Genomic DNA, 19,929 nt, shown 5'->3' on the forward strand with positions numbered 1-19,929 from the left:
AGATGGAGATTATGCCAATAAACCAAAGAATGTATCGACTAACGGGGCTGGCAACGGATAAATAACCCATAAACATAGAAAAGCCAACCCCAGACACTGCATATCCTATATGAAAGAGCTTGATACTTTGCATAATCAGAATCCAGAAGTCAGGAGTCAGAAGTCAGAAGGGAATTAACATAACTTGTTAGTAATTTGCTAACTTCTTCAAGTTGGTTAATTGCGTTTGCCATATCACCGTAATTTAAATCCCTAGCTAGGATTAAATAATATCTACATTCTTCTAAAGAACCCTGTGCCGTGTTCATAAATCTTGCTTTATCTGCTCTACCTTTAAACATCAATACTGTTATTGCTGCGATCGCAGTTTGAGCCATCATCCCTCGCTGCATCAATTCCTCAATCTGTCTATTGGAGTGCGATCGCGCTCTTGACTCATCAATAAGTTGCTGGACTATTAGGAATTCTTCTGAAGATAGGTTTTCTAGTGTCAGCCCCGACAGATTCAACTCCCCGTCCTTCTTCAGGTGAATATTTAATGCTTTGCGATGGGTTTGTTCTTGTTGCTCCATATATTGCCACGCCCAAAACGAGGGTCAATAGCAGCAGATTCATTACTGCTGCTAATCCAATCAATTTATTCGGCTGCATTTGTTGGGCTAATACCGAAAATACCCGCAACGAGTTCGTCACCGATTGCACGAAAGGAATCTACGTCAGCTTCTTCCTCCATCGCCTTAGAGACAAACTTACTCACCACGTCCTTGGGAGCACAAGAAGCGGCTATCAATCACTCTACGGTTAGTGAATTAGTTGCAGACATACTCAAAAACAACGGCTTGAAAGACGTGTTAGATATTGAAACGGTTGACTGGGAAACATTTTTAGTAGACGAATCAGCAATACCTACCGAGGAGTAAGTATAAGGGGAAAGGGGAAAGGGGAAGGGGTAAGGGAGAAGAGAAGATGCTTTTTACTTGATCAATTGATTTATAGCTTGAATTTGAGTAAATAGCATCCGACTCAACTCGACAGTTTGGCTATAAAGCTGGTTGTAAGTTGGTTGCTCTAGATATCCAACTTCCAATGCAACTCTTAAAAGACTACGAACTTCTCCTGCTGAACCTTTAGCAATATTAAGAAAATTCACGTATTCTTTCCGTGAATATCGCTCAAATCCTTCTGCAATATTTGTTGATATTGAAACTGATGCTCTTCAAAGCTTGCTCCCTTAACCCAAAATCTTTACTTAGTTCTCCATCTTTAGTCAATATGTATATTTGTTTAACTAATTCAATCCCTTTCTGCCACACTCTTAAATCTTCAAAACTCTCAACCCTTTTCTTTTCCATTCCTTTCCCCCTTCCCCCTTCCCCTTTACCCTTATTATTATGGAAAAATATCCTTTAGACTGGTTAAAAACATCTTGTGAGCAAGTCTATTGCCATCCCATAGCAGAACGTACTTGGCGCAAATGGTTAAGATTGTGCCAAGTTCCACAGTACGCTAGGGAAGTGGTGAAGGAACAAGCTATGTGGCTATTGACTTTGGCTTACATGAAGAAGTTAGAGCCGAATAAAAAATTCACCCTGTTTCAAATTAAGTTTAAACTCTCAGGAAATCCATTTGCCGAATTGCATCTAGCTGAAGCAATTTATAACGCTTGTTACACCAATGCAGTTGGAAAGGACTTACCAGAAATCATTCTTAGAGTCACAGGTAACGCCTGTACTTCCTGGATCGGAGAAATAAAATTTAGATGGTTAAAAGCTTGCCAATCCGGGCATTGACTACCCTCGCAGCCGTGAGGATGAATAGCGCAATTGAGTGTTACACCGCCATAACTCGACCCGTGATAGTACCTGCAACAAGAGCAGGGAAAGGAAATAGGCTTAGGTTGGAGTAAATCCCCAATTTCGACTGCGTCACTTTCGGAAAAAATAATCGAAGCCAGATTCTGAGACGTTGATTTAATTAAGGTTTTAGGCTTTATTTTCTAACAGTAACTCAAATTTATAGCTCAAAATCCGAAAGTAAAGCTCTAAAAGGCTTTCAGCGATTGGGTTCTCCCAGAATGACTAAATAGGGATAAACTCTTAAACCTTTGCCCCATCTAAAGTGAAAAAATAGGCTTGATTTTTCTCTTAGCAAAGTGATGGAAGAGCGTTATTCAACCGTATGTATTTTTTAATTTACTCAAGCCTTGGTTAGATGTTTTTCATATTCCTCTTTTAAAAAGCGGATTTATTTCTCTACAAAACCATCGTTTCCCGTTAATTCAAACATTACTAATTAATCAAGATAACGGGCCGCAGAATATGTCTCTTCTTATAACTTTATCCTAGAAGCTCTTTTCTATGCAGCTTCATATTAAATTGGTATGAATCCTTACGAAATGGTAAGCTATAGGTTTTGAGATGAAACTCTAATTGCCGGCTTGCCATCTAGCAAAGTTAGGGTCAGACAACACTTTCCGATTAAGTCAGAACTCCAACAGTAGATTGGAACTCCTCCGTAACAGCAAGAAAACTCTTTAACCGTTTGTGGTAAGTCTTGAAAAGTAATATTTGTTTGAACTGAATTTATTGCCGAAAGAGCTTCTGCTAGTATAAATATTGAACCAATTTCACCTAATCTTCTGTTTTCTAGCGAAATAGTATTGCCAAATGCAAGTTGATCTAGTTCTAATTCTGTAATCTGTAATCCTATAAGTTTCATCCCTTTCTGAACTTCGCTTGTTTCTAGACCTTTTTTTAATTGTGTTAACTTAGATACAGTAGACATAGTTTTTAAAGCTGTAATAATAAAAAATTAAATTTATAGGTTTGTATGATGTTGAAAAGCATAGGTTTAACTGGTAACAAAGGCTAAAATTAAACTTCAAGATAAGATTGTAATACAGATTTTATTTAACCTTTGTACTGCAAGAACCTATAAAGTTTTTTTTTTCTTCTTTCTGCCTTCAGCAACACGTGATTGATCACCAAAAGCTGATAATAACCATAATTTTGCTGATAATTTCATCAACTTTTGAAATAATGCTTGTTTACTTACTAACATTAGTTCTACAAACAATAATGCTTCAGTTGCTAACACCTTGAGTGCTTCGCTCAACTAGGACGTTCACTGAGCAGACTTAATACCACTATCATCATCACAGGTAATGTGAAAATTTGCTCTCTTAACTTTTCGTTGTCTTTCCTGATGAAAATCGCAGTAGCTCCCAGCTTGATAGTTTTAGAGGATGTTTGAAAAGTCATATTGTCAGTATCAAAAGTTTTATAGCCTTCTAAATCTCCCTTTTTAAGGGAGATTTAGAGTCTGGTTCCTTCTTTTTTAAGGGAAAATTTAAAAGTGCCTAAAGCCACAGGTAAACACTTTTCAACCAACTTCTTAGTAGCGCAAGTACATAGATTTCTGTTTCTATTTTTTCTATTGCTGAAGCTGGCACCTGTATTTATCTTCTTCGGTCTGGATTTCCTATTTTGGGGTGCGAAAAGTAGCCATTTTGACAACTCATTGTCTTGCTATCTTTGCTTCCCAACTTTATGTCTAGCGCTTTCTTTTTGCTAAGTTGACATCAATGAAAACTACTAAGGATTCTACTAGGGCTTGATCATTCAAATTTTTTATTAGCAACAGGACAGCTAAAAATTTAAGGAAGTCCTAAACCACTATTAACTTTAGATGGAGATGAATATCTTTAATAGCTCACCAATGAGATAGTTTTTGGCTTTAGATTTGTACTATTGTTGTGAGGCGAACGACCAAAGAATTTACTTAGGGCAGTTATTTCGTGCATTAATTCCTTAAATCCTTCCAATGTCAGTGATTGAGGCCCATCTGAAAGTGCTTTAGCTGGATTAGGGTGAACTTCAATCATCAAGGAATCTGCACCAGCAGCTATTGATGCCATTGTCATAGTTGGCACAAATTCGGATTTACCTGTGGCATGACTAGGATCAATCATGATAGGTAAGTGGGTCAGGGTTCGCAAAACTGGAATTGCAGATATATCAAGCGTGTTTCTTGTAAACTGTCGGTCAAAGGTGCGAATTCCTCGTTCACATAGTATAACGTTTGGATTACCTCCGGCTAAAATATACTCTGCTGACATCAACCAATCTTCGATTGTAGCTGACAGTCCCCGCTTCAGTAGCACTGGCTTAGTGGTAGCTCCTAGTTTTTTGAGAAGTGAAAAATTCTGCATATTTCGGGCCCCAATTTGCAACACATCTGCTACTTCGATGAGCTTGTCTAAGTCATCTGTGTCCATGATTTCTGTAATGATTCCTAAACCTGTAGCTTCTTTAGCTTTTGCTAACAAAGCTAGAGCGCTCTCACCGTGACCTTGGAAAGCATAAGGTGATGTTCGGGGTTTATATGCCCCACCACGTAAAAATTGTACACCGTATTCTTTCACCGCTTGGGCTGTCTCGACGATCATTTCTTCGTTTTCTACCGAGCAAGGGCCTGCAACTACAACTACAGGATGGTTTTGCCCAAAAGTTATAGGCCCATTAGGTGTTGGTACTACAACCTCACTATGTTCTCCGTAACGAAATTCTAAAGAAGCTCGTTTGAAAGGCTTTTTAACCCTAATCACTTGCTCTATAAAAGGGTTCAAATTTTGAATCTGGCGTGGATCAAGTTCTGAGGTATCTCCCACCAAACCGATTACTACTTTGTGATGACCTACACAGATTTCTGGTGTAAGTTCATAGCGACGAATTTCTTCATTTACTTGTTCTATTTCGGCAGATGGGGTGAAGGGTTTCATTACAATAATCACTAGTTTGTCTACTCCTTAAATAGTTCAAAAATTGATAATTTTTAGGGAAAAAGTTGATTCAGGTTCGCTGATTTATTGTTAAATACTAATCAGTTAAATATTGTAGATTTATGCAACTAGATAAAAATTATTTTTAGGTCAGGTGCTAGGTCTAGTGTACCCAAAAGCTCCAAAGAAGAGAAGGATTCCCATCCTTGATGCAAACATCCTTTAACCCACTGCTGTACAGTGACTTTTTATTTGCTGCTGTGTTAACTTAATGTCATTGAGGGTGTAAAGCTTGCACTCTCTAGCGTTAAGCTGAGAAGTAGCACAGGCAACTTACAAGCTATATCAACACAAATGGTTGTAAATCTAAAGTGGGTAAGGCTAGTTATACAAATTCGATTAATGATTGCAACATATTCTTAGGTAAGTAAAACGATGGCAGTTGTGTAGACGTTACATTGCAACGTCTACACTTTGGGAAATTGGTATTATGTTGGTTGCCAAAACTAGTTATGGATAATTAATGTCAGAGTTATATTTACTATCCATACTGGTTATGTTGTTTTTTGAGCCGGGAAACAGCAACCAAAACTACAAACATAAATATTCCACATGAAACAGAAGATTCTGGTACTGTTTTCAGAGTAACTGCGCGAATTTGGCTCATCCGGGTTTGCACTATGTCAATCCTGGTAAATTAACTATCGCTATATTGTTATCTTTACATAGTTGGATTTTTTCGCACCGACTTATTTACTGAGTTGTTTTTAAACAAAACTGCTATCTTAAGCGAAAGTCACCAATTCACTTCCCTGTGCAAATTTTTCCGGCTAACTTAACAATAGGTTCATTCTGCTTTCTGTTTTTTCGGAAACAAACTCCTCCTATAAACCCAAGCACCAATATTCCTGGTATGTAAGATGATTCTGGTACTGGTTTTGCTACTGCTTGAATAGATCCAGGTATTGAGAAATACTGTATCCCGTATTTATCTGTGGTAATAAAATCAAATGATTCTGGAGCGCCTGCACTGTTCCAAATTACCCTAACCTCGCCGCCTAGAGAGGCAACATCCGATAAAAAAGCATCAGCCAAGCTATTCTCTAATAGTGCTAAATCAGCCTCTTTTCTTGCTGTAACAGGGTTAGTAAAAACGAAGAAATTATTATCCTCAAATGAAATTGTAGGTCCCTCATCAGCAGCTACAAATATATCGGAATAACTAAAATCTACTATTTTAGTTGTTTGATAAAATAGGCTGAAATCTACATTATCTGGATTAGCTTTATAGATAAGCTCCTCAACAGTTGAATCAGGGCTACCGTACCAATCCTTTCCTAAAATATCATCACCCAAATTCCACGTTTGAGTAAAGCTACGATCGCTTTTTTGACTGAAACCGAAGCCAATATCCTTGAATGCAATCCCATTACTTGTCAAGTAGTTACTGAAATTATTATAACCATTGATTCCAGTCATACTTCCCGATTTTACAGCTTGATTAAAAGGTTCGGGACTTCCCTCTCGACCAGTTACATAATAGGAACTATTAAATCCTAAAGAATTTTTACTGATCTCTATATGACCATAATCTGGGGCAGAGGGATCTAGACTACTGAAACCAACATTACCCTCATTTTCGTTAATATCTCCGAAAAAATCGATCCTATTGGCAGAGTTTTCACTTGGTAATGGTGGCAGAATTTGAAGTGCAAGGAGTGAACTGAGGACAAGCGTGTTGAAAGCCATAAGTATTACCATAACTATAACGTGTACTGAAGCTGATGCTTCTAAACTGTAGCTGTCTAGATTTCGATTTAGCTAGCTGTCTGCTGACCATAAAAGATTATATGATAGGACTTACCCAAAAAGGCAGTGAAAGCTTTGATTTCCCGTAGAGGCAATTCATGAATTGCCCCTACATTTCTTACTTGATGCGTAAGTCCTATATGATAATGCAGCAATACTTTTGCCAAAAAAAAAGTAGGTCTAACTTTTGCCGAAATCTGGAGTGCGGAATGTGGGTTATATAACCTAAGACTCAAAGTCTGAGGTCAATTTTTTACTAGTGTAAGCGTGTAGTACGTTAAGAGTGATTTGTCACTTCTACACCATTGCCTAGTAAAGATACAACGGCTAGCATCTCTGCCATAAGTTCCAAATAGCGATCGCCAAGTCTGCGAATAGTTGCAGGTAGGTGGAAATTGCGAGAGTATTCGATTTCTAAGTGAACAGTGCCATCGGTGATGGAGAAGAAAAACTCTAATAACGCTGTACGTTTCTGGTCAGGAGAGGACAACCGACTATCTCTATCTTCCTCAATAAACTCAAACAGTTCTGAGGCGGGAGCAGTACGATTTCCTAAGTAGTTAGCTCTGACTGGTGTGAGATTGTTATCGGGATAAACATGATGAGGAAGCTGCTCAGAAATCCAATCAAAAGTTACACCATTCATCGGCAACTCGTTAAATTTGGCTTGGATTTCCTTGGTGGTTTGCTCCCACTTGATGGAACGTCCTACATTAACCCCGACAGGGAAATTCATCGCAAAGTTACCAACACTATTTAAAAACGTGTGTTTGCTATCTAGAGTTCTGCCGTGGCTGCGATGGCTAACTACTACCCAAGGCTGTCCACTCCACTCAGCCATCAACCGATACAAGGTAGAAAGTAGCAACATGTAGACATTACATTTGTAATACTGTTTGGCTTCACGTAAAAGAATGTTACTACTGTTTTTAGCCAGGGTAAATTTTTCGCTGGCGGCGGAAGCCTCTAAATTAGCACCTTTTTGATGGTCAAAGGGAACTTGGAAGGTATATTCCTGTGAAGGAAATTGAGATTTCCAATAATCTACATGACTTCTCAAAGCTCCCTGTTGTTCCGCCTGCATCAGCACACGCACATAGTCTATATAAGAAGGTGTCGCAGGGAGAGGATGAGAACTCAGAGTTATGTTCCCCAGTAACTCGCTGTAGGTCAACCATAAGAGATTAAAAATCACCCCAGTACTTAGCAAATCACCAATGATATGATGTCCAACCAGCGAGATATCGTAGCAGGATTCATTGACCTTGATCGCGATTACTTTCATCAGCGGCCATTGGTCGATTTGAAACTGTTGAGCTATTTCTTGTATCCGGTTGTGGATTTCACTATCTCGTTGTGCAGATGTAAGATGACTACCATCATAGAATTCAGCACTCAACTTTTGCTCTGGGGAAATTAACTGTTGCCACCATTGTTGATCTCTTTGCACAAACACAGTCCTTAGTGCAGGATGAGTTTCCAGAACAACATTGAGAGCTTGGTTAAATATTTCTGCGTCCAATGGTTGATGGAAAAGAAAACGTGTATAGCCATTCCATTGGTATGGAGGCTCAAAGTATTTCACTAACCAACGTTGAGCAGGGCCTAGAGGTAAGTATTCCTGGCATATTGTTGGCTTTTCTTGGGTGATAGCTGCCAAAATAGCCTTGCGGTCTAACTTACCATTGTGGGTTTTAGGTAGACTGGCTAGCCATTCCCATCGGTGAGGAATCATATAATCAGGCAACCGTTGAGCCAGGAATTCCTTAATTTGTTGATTGTCTACTTGAGAACCAGCCAAGCAAGCTATTAACCGTTTTTGACCATTTTCGTAATCTACAGCTAAAACGGCAGCTTCATTAATCGCGGGATGGCTATTGAGAACACTTTCGATTTCACCCAGTTCTACACGGAAACCACGTATTTTAATTTGGTGGTCAATGCGTCCATGATACTCGAAACTGCCATCGGGCAATTCCATAGCTAAATCGCCAGTTTTGTATAAATATTCCCCTGGAACGTGAGAAAAGGGATTAAGCCGGAATGCGTCTGCTGTGCGTTGTGGATCTTTGAGATAACCTTTAGCCAATTGCACGCCGCCAATCCAGAGTTCTCCCATTTTTCCTGGGGCTAATGGCTGCATCTGTTCATCCAAGATTAAGATATACACATTATCTATAGCTTTACCTATAGGAATGCAGATTTCTTGTTCGCCTGGGCGTTGACGAATAATGTGTGCGGTGACATCGATGGAAGCTTCAGTGGGGCCATAAAGATTGGCTAAACCAACACTCATGCCATACTTCTCAATCCAACGCTGTACAAAAGGTACAGGTAAAGCTTCACCACTAAAGACTAACCAACGCAAATCGGGAAAAGTCCATGATTCTGATTCTAAAGCATTACAAAATTCTCCAAATAGGGAAGGAACAAAGTGCATGACATTGATTTGATTATCTTTAATCCACTGTGCTAAGAGCCAAGGATTTTTGACTGTTTCTGTTTCCACAGAATAAACAGTAGCTCCCACCATCAAAGGCCAGAATATTTCCCATACTGATATATCAAAACAGCAAGATGTTTTTTGAGCAACGCGATCGCCATAACGCAATTGAAAAGCATTCTGCATCCAAACCAGGCGATTCATGTAACCCCGATGGTTGAGCATCACTCCTTTAGGTTTACCTGTAGAACCAGAGGTGTACAGTACTGTCATCAAGTCATCAGGATTATTAACATTGGCAGGAGCTATGTCTGAACAACGCGCCCAAGTCTTTTTGTTTAACTGTGTCCAAGCTTTACCTTGCTCAAAAATACCCTCATCTAAGAACATCAAAGTATTTAACGGTAACTGCTCAGTCAGGCATTCTGCTAACTTGTTTGTCAATCGATTTTCTGTTAGCAAAATTCTGATTTCAGCGTGTTCTAGTATGTACTTAATCCGTTCATGAGGATATATAGGATCTAAAGGAACGTAAGTCCCGCCTGCTTTGAGAATGCCAAGAATCCCCACAAACATCAAAGGCCCGCGTCGTGTCATTATCCCCACAAACACGCCTGGTTTCACTCCCTGAGACTGCAAATAATTAGCCACCTGATTGGAAAGACGGTTTAACTCTGCGTAGGTAATTTGAGTTTCCCCATCCGTCACTGCTATGGCATTGGGAGTACGCTTGGCTTGCTCGATAATTTCCCAGTAAGGAATTTCTTGGGGTTGTTGATTGTTGACAACTGATTGGTTTTGTAAAGAAGATGATTGTTTATTCCCAAGTAACACAGTCATTTCTTGCAAACTGCGACAAGAAAGCAAGGCTTGACGATTTACTTTACCTAACCGTTTTTCTAGCCTCGTAACAATGCGGATGAGTTCCAAAGAATCCATTCCCAATTCTGCTTCCAAATCCTTAGCCATATCATTGTCAGTAATCTGGGAATGGCAGATTTCTGTGGCGATTTCTTGCAGAAGCTGGGCTAGATTTACATCTGTTTGTGTCTTGGGCAGTGGCTGTGTTAATTGTTGAGATGGGATTTTTAGTGAAGCTAATTCTTTGATTTGGGTAATGTATTCCTGCATCAATTTATCGATAACCGACTCAGGGAAAAAGTTACTGTCGTAGCTTGCGAACAATTGTAAACTGTCGTCAAATATTTCTTGCAATATATCAATTGTTCCCGCCGCATTAATACCACCTGCGCGATAATCGATTACATCTATGGGGCCATATTTGTTTTTAATATTAATCTGTCCTGTAAATGGACAGTATAAATTTGATTTCAGTATCCGCCGATACATGGGTAACATCCGCTCAGGGATTTTGCCATCTTCTAAAACAATATTGTCTCGGAAAGCGATCGCCATTTGACGAGTTTGGGCGCGGTCATAACCGTTAACTAACCCTTGTTGGATTTCCTGATGAACGCGGTTTAACAAGCGTTGCCAATCTTCATTCAGTGCTGGTAAGTCTAGGCTAATGGACAAATTCTGAGCAAAACTACCCACCACATCAGAAGCATCTATGCCAGGATAAACCCGTCCACCGGTGGGAACTTGAACCATAATCGGTTCGTTTTGAGACTTCTCAAACTTGGCAACAGCCCGCACAAACGCACCCACTAGTAAAGAGTTAAGTGGTAATCGCCATTCACGAGTTTGGGCAATGAGTTGATTAGTAATGGCCTTTCCTAAAGAAAATCTGCGGTTATGGAATTTTGGACACAGGGATGTGATGGCATTTCCTGTTGGGTTCCACAAGTAAGAATCTTTGCCTCGCCGATTTACATACTCGACCAGCGCTTTGTCTTCTTCCGGGTCTTGCCAAGCATTAATTGATTGCACCAATTCGCTGTAATCTTGGACGGTTGTAGGTGGCTGCAAATTAGGTTGTTCACCACAGACATGAGCGCGGTAAATTTCCATAAATTCGCGTAAGATGATATGACATCCTAGGGCATCAGAAATGAGATGCTCGTTGGCTAACACCAGTTGATAGACTGAATCTTCCAGCCGAAAAACAAAAAATCGATGTAGTGGCCACTCTGTCATTTGCCATTCATAATTGAGGCAGCGATGCAATTCATCATTAATTAGTTGTTCTTGAGCCTCACTATGAAGATGTCTGATATCAGTAACGGGTATATCAGGAGGAGTGGGGTTTTCCATAACTACCATTTCGTAATCCTTGAATCTGGTAGTATCTGGAGGAATTATAAAGCGCGATCGCAGCATAGGATGACGAGCCAGCAAGTTTTTCCACGACTGCCAAGCAACGTTTGAATCAAAATCACCTCGTAAACGTAGAGTAGAAAATAAGCTAATTGAATTTACTACCCAATGACCGAGTAAATGAAAATATTGCCCAGAAAGAATCTCAACCTGCTCTGTTTTCTGCTCCTTTTGATTGATAATACTTGCAGATGGCGAAGAATCATAATTATCTATTTGGGAAACTAAGCATTTATCAGCTATTTGCACGACATCGCCCAAAGTTTGCAATTGCATCAAATTTTGCAAAGGCAATGTCTCCATAAATTTGGGTTGTCTTTCTTGGGGAATTAGTGCTACTAATCCATTCAATAGTTCCATCATTTTGATGGAATCTAATCCTAAGTTACCCTCCAAAAACATATCTCGTTCTAATTCTTCTGCATCATGTCCAGTAATTTTGGCAACTAGGGAGAAAATAGGCAATTCTAAGCTCTTAGTACTCATTGCATCCTCTAAAAAAATTAATATTCGCAATAAAAATGTCCAACGTCTTACCTAATTAAGTAAGTAAGTATTGTTTTGAAGTCTAGTTATTCATACAAAACTAAATTTGAATGGCTAAGAATTACGAGAAAAATTAATCTTTGCTCTTGTTATGTTACTTATCGGCTTGATCTGGGCTATTTATGCAAAAAGTTAGGAGCAATAAAACAAAGAGTTAGCTTTCTTTGTCTATTGCTTCCTAACTAATTTTGGAAGTTTTATTGCTCTGTGGGTGTTAGTGGTCAGTTATTAGCTGTTCTGCCACTGACTACAGACCTCTGACGAAACTTTACCCACAAGGGGGTAGAGTTTTCTAATAACTTCAGCCTATTTACCAAATCTCTGCAAATCCTGAGCCAGCTTGATGTAACTTGACTGGCGTTGGCTGTCTGTGAGTGGAGATAATTGTTCCATTAGCAACAGTCGAGTTTGGGCTACTGCTACCGGATGCCTTGGCTGTTGGCTATTGTCCACAATCTTCAAGTCCTCAGCCAGCTTGGCGTAGCTTGACTGGCGTTGACTGTCTGTGAGTGGAAATAGTTGTTCCATTGGCACTAGTCGTGGCTGTTGGCTATTGTCCACAATCTTCAAGTCCTCAGCCAGCTTGGCGTAACTTGACTGGCGTTGGCTATCGGTGAGTGGAGATAGCTGTTCCATTGACAACAGTCGAGTTTGGGCTACTGTTACTGGATGGGTGTCCAAAACTTTGACATCTGACTGACCTTGGCTGTCTGAGCGTGGTGGTGATAATTCAGCCGCAAATATGGAGGTTGCTTGATTTTCCTGAGAGCTATCAACTAATGATGCCCTGTAGGTTTTATGCTCGAAAGGATAAGTAGGCAGCAGCACCCGACGTAGACCTTGAGGAAATAAGGGTATGCTATTAAACCTCACCCCGGCTACATAAGACCTGGCCAGACTTGTCAACACACGTCCCACTACTGGTTGTCCTTTGTCTAGATATATCCAAACTCCCAGTTCATCCAAACTTGCTAATTGTTCTTTGAGAGCTAATGAATCTCCTAAGTGTAAATAAACACTTTCTTTGGAGATGACATCTTGACACGCATCTACATTTAACTGTTCAGATACTTGCACCAGGGCTACCAGTTGAGCCGTGGAAATCGTGTCAGAATAGCTGAAAATTCCTTGTGAAGTCACTAATGGACAAGTCCAGGTTGATGCTGACTGTTCTTTTGCGGACAAATTATGAGCAATAAGACCTTTTTGTCCTTCTATTTGTAGGAACAAAGCGATCGCCTGCTCTAGTGTCAACATTCCCCGCAGTGTAGCTCCTACTAGAATACCGGTTTTTTCTACTAATAAACTAGTGGGTTGTAATTCCAAAGACATCAACAAGCGTCCCCAAGCGTACTGCACCGCAAATATATGTGCCTGTTCGCTCATCTCATTTAATCCGGCACACACGCTATTGTAAGCTACTTGGAATTGGGGGAAACGTTTTCCTAAAGTTTCTACTTCTGCGGGAGCGATCGCACTCGTTCCATCTAATACTAAGTGAATCGGTGTTGTGCGCTGGGGGTTAGCTCGACCTGTATATATCTCTGCTAGTGTTTGTGCCGAACAGATAGCGTCTAAGTAATTGAGCAGATGTTGACGGTCATTGACTACTAAAGCCGCCTTGTAAGGTAATTCCTTCTGAGCATTATTCTGAGTAAAGCAGATTTGGGAAGATTCTTGTTCAGGATGATGAATGATATGTTCGCGTAGTTGTCTAGCTACTTCTTGAAGTGCTTGTTGATTCCGTGCAGTCAGACATAACAAATCAGGAGAAGAACTTGTGACCGGGGACTGTAAATTAGCTGCTACCGGCGATTCCTCAAGAATAACGTGACAATTGGTGCCACCAAATCCAAATCCATTCACACCTGCACGTAATGGGTTGCCATTAGGCGACCAGGGTATACTCTTACCTGCCACAGTGAAAGGTGTGTCCGCAAAATTGATATGGGGATTAGGCTCCTCAAAACCTACAGTTTGGGGAATTTTGCCGTGCTGCATGGCCAGTACCACTTTGATCAGGCTGACAATACCGGAAGCAGACAGCAAATGACCAATGGAGGATTTAACCGAACCAATGGTACAGAATCCCTTTTCATCAGTAAAGCTACGGAAAGCTTGTGTCATCCCCTCTACCTCTACAGGATCACCCAAGAGAGTGCCTGTACCGTGGGTTTCAATGTAGGAGATAGTACGGGGATCTACGCCACAACTGTTGTAAGCTTGGCGGATGGCTTCTGCTTGACCTTTGGGATTGGGAGCGGTTATCCCTTGAGAATGACCATCATTATTCACTGCGGAACCTTTAATTACAGCATGAATCAAATCCCCGTCAGCCAAAGCCTGTTTGAAAGGTTTGATAATTAATACACCTGCACCTTCTCCTAAAACGATGCCGTTGGCACGGCGGTCAAAGGGATAGCAGGTTCCACTGAGGGAAAGAGCCTGTGCCTTACGTAAAAAAGTAAAGGGGCTAGGACTGAGATTTAAATTAACCCCGCCGACTATTGCCATGCCAGTTTGACCGGAACGTAGACTTTCGCAAGCAATATGTAATGCCACCAGAGAAGAAGAACAAGCAGTGCTAACTGCCATACTTGGCCCCTTGAGGTTTAGGCAATGGCTAACTCGTGCCGCCAATTCGTTGACCTCATTACCTGCTGCTGACTCGGGGAGAATTTCACTTGGTTGCAGTACTTGTGAGAGGGTCTTGAGCAAATGCTGACGATCTTCAGCAGAAAGGTGATCAAACCAGGAACTCTCTTGCAAACGCTGACGTAATTCCTCGTAATACTGATAATTGGTGAAGTGTTCGATGTAAGTATTTTGTCCACAACCAACAAACACACCGATATTATCTGGGCGATATTTGCCGCCGTAGCCTGCCTGTTGTAGAGCCTGCATAGAAAGCTCTAAGAACAACCTTTGTTGTGGGTCCATCGCCGTAGCTTCCTTGGGAGAGATGCCAAAGAACATCGGATCAAAGTCGAAGGGACTATCTACAAAGCATCCATGTTTGGATATGTTTGCTTGCGGAGAGTTTCCTTTGGCTTCAAAGTAGTGTTGGTTGAACCAACGGTCTTGAGGCACATCTTGAATGACGGAGCGGCCTGCATTGAGTAAATCCCAATACTGTTCTAAGTTATCAGCTCCTGGTATTTTACAAGCCATGCCGATGATAGCAATGTCTTGTTCAGGAACATCTTGGTATTTTTCCTGGGTGGCGACATTTGGGGGCGCTGATTTTTCGGCTTCCGGGCTAGATGTTTCTTCTGGAGCGATCGGGGCGTGGTCTGTCGCGCTCGTGCTAGTCTTAACAGAATAACCGTACTTGCTTTGTAAATAATCTACCAAGTCATCTGGTGTTTGATATTCAAATAGCAAAGTTGGAAATAATTCCTCGCCCAGAGTTGTTCCTAAATGTTGGACAACTTCTACAGTCCCAACAGAATCTAGCCCCATTTCTGGGAAAGTTTTGTGTCCTTCTACCTGTGCTTCCGGAATACGTAAATGTTGCAGCAAAACTTCTCGGACAAGCTGTCGCAGATTGCGAGATTTAGTTTGTGATTGGCTTGCGAAGGATTTTGGTGCTATTTCTGGGGTGGCTTGAGCAATTAAGTCAATGATGTGAATTACACCAGAAGCATCCAAAGATAGAGCCTTAATAAAGGCATTAGCAGCTGGCTCTGGTTCCAAAGGATTTAAACCTTTGGATTTTACCATTAATAAAGTTGATGCTCCTAAAAGAGCGCCCATACCGCGATCGCTCCATAGGGAATAATTCAGAGCCAAAGAGCGTCCCTGACCACCATGCTGTGTCCGGTACACAGCATAACTATCGAGAAAAGTATTGGCTGCGGCATAATCGCCCATGCCGGTTCCCCATTCGGCTTTGGAAGCGGAAACCGAGGACAACAACACAAAGTATTTTAGAGGTTCGTTACGGGTAACAGTATCAAGGATGATGCTTCCCTGGACTTTCGGGGCTAAAACTTTGGAGACTGAGGCAGGTTGTTTTTGTAGTAATTTAAATGTGCTGTGGTCAACTGCACCCGCCGCGTGGATGACTCCATCCAGATTACCAAAGCGGGACTTGATGCTCTCAATTAATTGCTTCATCCCCAAGGCATCCGTCACATCCACAGCCTGATACATGACTGTGGCTCCGAGTTGTTCTAGTTGCTGAATTGCCTGGATACGTTGCTGGGTAGACGCATCATGACTAGGCGATTGCCATTCTTGTTTGGGAGGGAGTAGATGGCGACCTGTTATCACCAAATTGATGGGTACTTGTCGAACCAAAGCTAAGGCTATTTCTGTCCCGACAGCACTGGTACCACCAGTAATCAACCAGGTTTCTCCTGCCGACAAAGGTAGAGCATCGTTGTCTGTGGGGACATTAATTCTTTCCAGGGTACGGCTCAACCGTTGACCATGACGGATAGCAACGATACCTTCACCAGTTGGGGCTGCCTTCATTTCCTGGAACAAAATATCGGCTAATTTTTCTGGCAGATAGACATCCTGGTTAAAGTCTACGACTTTTGCTTTAATCTGAGGATTTTCTTGTGCCACCACCTGTGCCAGTACACCTGCCATAGATTGATGTACACCGTGTAGGGAATCATTTGGAGATATTGGATAAGCACCTTGAGTTACCACTAAGAAATTGAGGGGAGAGGCTGGGTAATGTTTGACTAGAGCCTGTGTCAAAAACAAAAGACTGTAAACGCGTTCATTGAGCAGGCGGTCATTTTCTAGCAATTGTTCTGGGAATGTTGCCCACAAACTGTAGTTCCACAGATGCACGGCTGCTGTGACTGTAACACCGTCTGTTTTGATATTTTGGATCAGTTGTTCGTAGTCTTCAACGGATGCCGGATTAATAGTGAAATGTTGTGCTGTTTGCTTAAAGCTCTTCCCTGGAGTGACAAAATATGTCGTGTACTTTTTAGAGTCGAACAGCTTTTCTAAATTTTCCCCTACTTGGTGGCGATCGCTAAAGATCACAATTGCCCCTGAAGGAATATCTTGAGATTGGCTCAACACCTCTGGAGTCCATTGCCAACTATGAAACCAATTCGATGGTACAGCCAAGGGAATTTTTGGCAAAGCTTTGACTTGAGGAATAGCTGGCAGACTTTTCTCCTGCAAGGAGAGAGGTTTTGAATTCTCCTCTGGTAGGGAAGGGGGTTGGGGGGTTAGGTTTCGCGTTAGGTTTTCCACCCAGTAGCGTTGGCGTTGAAATGGGTAGGTTGGTAGTGCCAGGCGGCGACGCTGATAACCTTGGTCAAATGCAGTCCAATTGATTTTTATACCCCTGATGTACAACTCACTTAAACTAGCAAGCAATTGTGACCAGTCTGGTTGTCCTTTTTTCAGAGAAGTTAGCCAAGTGCCTGTACCTTCTGGTAAGAATCTTTTACCCATGCCTACTAATGTGGTACTCGGCCCCATTTCTACAAAGATTTCATACCCTTGTTCCTGTAGCGTCTTGATGCCAGCATAAAATCTTACTCCTTCTCTTAGATGCTGTCGCCAGTAAGTTGCATTGGGAATTTCTTGGTATTTAAGTATTTGTCCAGTCAAATTCGAGATTAGGGGAATACGCGGCGCTTGAAACTGCACCGAGCTAGCTATCTGCTCAAAGGGATCGAGGATACTAGCCATTAAAGGGGAGTGGAAAGCGTGAGAAACCTGCAATGGTTGGGCGTTAATTCCTTGAGTTGCCAATTCTTTCAGCACGGCTTGGACAGCTTCTCTGGCTCCAGAAATAACGATATTTTCTGGGCCATTAATCCCGGCAATTGCCACTTGCCCTGTGTAAGCAGCTAGAATGCCGTTGATCCGTGCTTCATTGGTGAACACTGCCGCCATCATGCCATTTTGGGGTAGAGATTGAATTAAGCGCCCCCGCTCGGCGATTAATTTCAGCCCATCTTCCAAGCTGAACACTCCAGCAACGCAAGCGGCTACATATTCACCAACGCTGTGACCCATGACTGCATCTGGTACAATTCCCCAAGATTTCCACAGTTCAGCTAGGGAGTACTCTAAAGCAAACAATGCTGGTTGAGTATATGCTGTTTCATTCAAGGGGGAAGCAACATCCGATGTGGGGTAAAGTACTGACAACAAAGGTTGCTGAAGATAGGGACGCAAAATCTCATCGCATCGGTCTAAAGTCTTACGAAACGTCGGCTGGGTTTCGTAAAGTTGCCGTCCCATTTCCACATACTGAGAACCTTGCCCTGTAAACATGAACACTACTTTGGAACGCTTCTTCTGTGCTTGACCACTGACTAACGTGCTGGTCTGCTTTTGGCTAGCAAAAGCTGTTAGTTGTTCGCGCAAGTCTGTGTTAGATGCAGCGACAACAGCAAGACGGTGTTCAAAATGCGATCGCCCGGTGTTAGCTGTGAAACAAATATCTGCTAAAGATGTTTCTGGATGGGATGTTAAAAAAGATTCATAGCGGCTAGCCATTGCTAGTAGTGCTGCCTCAGTTTTGGCCGATAAACTCAGCAGGTGGAGTGGACGCTCAGTTTTCGGCGGCTCTAATTTCAATTTTGGTGCTTCTTCGATAATCAGATGGGCATTAGTACCACTCATACCAAAGGAACTAACCCCAGCCAAGCGTTTCCCGTTGACTGCCGGCCATGGAGTTGGCTTAGTTGGCACAGCAACCGCAAGTTTGTCCCAAGGAATATGAGGACTGGGCTGTTGTAAATGCAGATGTGGCGGTATCTCTGCGTTTTGCAAAACCAGCACCACTTTCATTAAACTGGCAACTCCTGCAGCTGATTCTAAATGACCCAACTGAGTTTTTACGGAACCAATCAGCAATGGTTGCTCTGGAGAACGTCCTTGACACAACACTGAGCCTAAAGCTCTCACTTCAATGGGATCTCCCAAAGATGTGCCTGTACCGTGGGTTTCTACATAACTAATTTGTTCTGGTGCTACCTTAGCGTTGGTGAGTGCCTGATTAATCAATTTCTCTTGAGCTAGCCCATTCGGTACTGTCAGACCACTGCTAGCACCGTCGTGATTAACTGCCGAGCCTCGCACCACAGCCAAGATATTATCATTGTTAGCGATCGCATCTGATAAACGCTTGAGTACGACTATGCCGCAGCCTTCTCCACGTACATAACCATCGGCTTTGGCATCAAAGGTCTTACAACGACCATCTGGAGCCAGCGCCCTCATTCTACTCAGACCAATAGAGGCTTCCGGTGCTAATATCAAATTGACTCCACCAGCTAAAGCCATATTGCACTCACCTGACCGCAAGCTCTGACACGCCAGGTGAACTGCTAGCAATGAAGAAGAACAAGCTGTGTCTAACTGCATCACAGGGCCTTGCAAGCCGAGGACATAAGCTAGGCGACCGATGGCAATACTCCGAGCATTTCCTAAACTGCTGTAAGCATCAATGCGGTTATGATCGCCGGAATATAGGTTAAATCGGGAATAATCTTCCATAAAGAGTCCCATAAAGACTCCCGTCTGGCTGCCGTTTAATTCCTCTGGGGATTGTCCGGCGTTTTCGATGGCTTCCCAGCCTACCTCTAAAAGTAGCCGATGTTGGGGGTCCATGCTAGCTGCTTCTAGAGGGGAAAGTCCAAAGAAATGAGGATCAAATTGATCTACCTGTTTAATAAACCCACCATAGCGGGTGTAAATTTTCCCCAGAGTATTGGGATTTGCATTGTAATATTCATCCACGTCCCATCTGTCAGCCGGAACTTCAGTGATAGTGTCTACCCCATTGTGGAGTAATTCCCAGAATTTCTCAGGGTAGTCGGCTCCCCCAGGAAAGCGACAGTTCATCCCAATAATGGCGATTGGTTCTGTCTTGGCGTTCTCCACTGCGTCCAATTTGGCACGCATTTCTTTTAAGGCTAAAACTGAACGTTGTAATGGAGATAATTGGTTGATGTCTGAAGTGTTACTCATTTTAAGAAATTGCGTAATTAATAGACAAAGAAATTGAGCCTGAAGCCAGACTCATTTAGCTGTGTACAATAAATAAATGTCTTTTGTATACTTATCGGAGTTAAGCAGG

10 protein-coding genes are annotated in these 19,929 nt (G+C 42.0%); 2 read left to right on the top strand and 8 right to left on the bottom strand.

Annotation, left to right across the window (positions count from 1 at the left end; translation table 11 throughout):
* Positions 1-149: 149 nt before the first annotated feature.
* On the bottom strand, positions 150-572 hold the full coding sequence (locus H6G97_RS52650) for a four helix bundle protein (protein ID WP_242055012.1): 423 nt from the start codon (positions 570-572) through the stop codon (positions 150-152).
* Positions 573-575: 3 nt separating this feature from the next.
* On the opposite strand from H6G97_RS52650, the gene H6G97_RS20095 reads away from it, so the two are divergent.
* On the top strand, positions 576-920 hold the full coding sequence (locus tag H6G97_RS20095; protein ID WP_190942473.1) for a hypothetical protein: 345 nt from the start codon (positions 576-578) through the stop codon (positions 918-920).
* Positions 921-973: 53 nt separating this feature from the next.
* Here the strand turns inward: H6G97_RS20095 and H6G97_RS51260 are convergent, their stop codons facing one another.
* Entirely contained in the window at positions 974-1,201 is a 228-nt protein-coding gene (locus H6G97_RS51260; protein ID WP_338421786.1) for a four helix bundle protein, read from the bottom strand.
* A gap of 190 nt (positions 1,202-1,391) precedes the next feature.
* On the opposite strand from H6G97_RS51260, the gene H6G97_RS20105 reads away from it, so the two are divergent.
* The gene (locus H6G97_RS20105) at positions 1,392-1,790 is read left to right on the top strand and encodes a hypothetical protein (protein ID WP_190942474.1); all 399 of its coding nucleotides are present in this window, start codon (positions 1,392-1,394) and stop codon (positions 1,788-1,790) included.
* A 613-nt stretch (positions 1,791-2,403) separates the two neighbouring features.
* Here H6G97_RS20105 and H6G97_RS20110 read toward each other — a convergent pair.
* From H6G97_RS20110 to H6G97_RS20135, 6 genes are all read right to left on the bottom strand, one after another.
* Positions 2,404-2,784 carry a hypothetical protein gene (locus tag H6G97_RS20110; protein ID WP_190942475.1) on the bottom strand — a complete coding sequence of 127 codons (381 nt, stop codon included), beginning with the start codon at positions 2,782-2,784 and terminating at the stop codon, positions 2,404-2,406.
* Positions 2,785-2,931: 147 nt separating this feature from the next.
* Entirely contained in the window at positions 2,932-3,114 is a 183-nt protein-coding gene (locus tag H6G97_RS20115) for a hypothetical protein (protein ID WP_190942476.1), read from the bottom strand.
* 589 nt (positions 3,115-3,703) lie between these two features.
* The gene (aroF, locus tag H6G97_RS20120; RefSeq protein WP_190942477.1) at positions 3,704-4,792 is read right to left on the bottom strand and encodes a 3-deoxy-7-phosphoheptulonate synthase; all 1,089 of its coding nucleotides are present in this window, start codon (positions 4,790-4,792) and stop codon (positions 3,704-3,706) included.
* Between the two features lie 792 nt (positions 4,793-5,584).
* The gene (locus H6G97_RS20125; protein WP_190942478.1) at positions 5,585-6,529 is read right to left on the bottom strand and encodes a hypothetical protein; all 945 of its coding nucleotides are present in this window, start codon (positions 6,527-6,529) and stop codon (positions 5,585-5,587) included.
* A 337-nt stretch (positions 6,530-6,866) separates the two neighbouring features.
* A complete protein-coding gene (locus H6G97_RS20130) occupies positions 6,867-11,798 on the bottom strand; it encodes a non-ribosomal peptide synthetase (RefSeq protein WP_190942479.1) in 4,932 nt (1,643 codons plus the stop codon).
* A 366-nt stretch (positions 11,799-12,164) separates the two neighbouring features.
* Positions 12,165-19,820: a type I polyketide synthase gene (locus tag H6G97_RS20135; RefSeq protein WP_190942480.1), complete on the bottom strand. Its 7,656-nt coding sequence runs from the start codon at positions 19,818-19,820 to the stop codon at positions 12,165-12,167.
* Positions 19,821-19,929 lie beyond the last annotated feature (109 nt).

Source organism: Nostoc flagelliforme FACHB-838, from assembly GCF_014698065.1.
GTDB classification, from domain to species: Bacteria; Cyanobacteriota; Cyanobacteriia; order Cyanobacteriales; family Nostocaceae; genus Nostoc; species Nostoc flagelliforme_B.

Excerpts from the sequence above, each read along its gene's own strand:
- H6G97_RS20105 (WP_190942474.1), top strand. The coding sequence starts at position 1,392 with ATGGAAAAATATCCTTTAGACTGGTTAAAAACATCTTGTGAGCAAGTC.
- H6G97_RS20110 (WP_190942475.1), bottom strand. The coding sequence starts at position 2,784 with ATGTCTACTGTATCTAAGTTAACACAATTAAAAAAAGGTCTAGAAACA.
- H6G97_RS20125 (WP_190942478.1), bottom strand. The coding sequence starts at position 6,529 with ATGGCTTTCAACACGCTTGTCCTCAGTTCACTCCTTGCACTTCAAATT.
- H6G97_RS20130 (WP_190942479.1), bottom strand. The coding sequence starts at position 11,798 with ATGAGTACTAAGAGCTTAGAATTGCCTATTTTCTCCCTAGTTGCCAAA.
- H6G97_RS20135 (WP_190942480.1), bottom strand. The coding sequence starts at position 19,820 with ATGAGTAACACTTCAGACATCAACCAATTATCTCCATTACAACGTTCA.
- H6G97_RS52650 (WP_242055012.1), bottom strand. The coding sequence starts at position 572 with ATGGAGCAACAAGAACAAACCCATCGCAAAGCATTAAATATTCACCTG.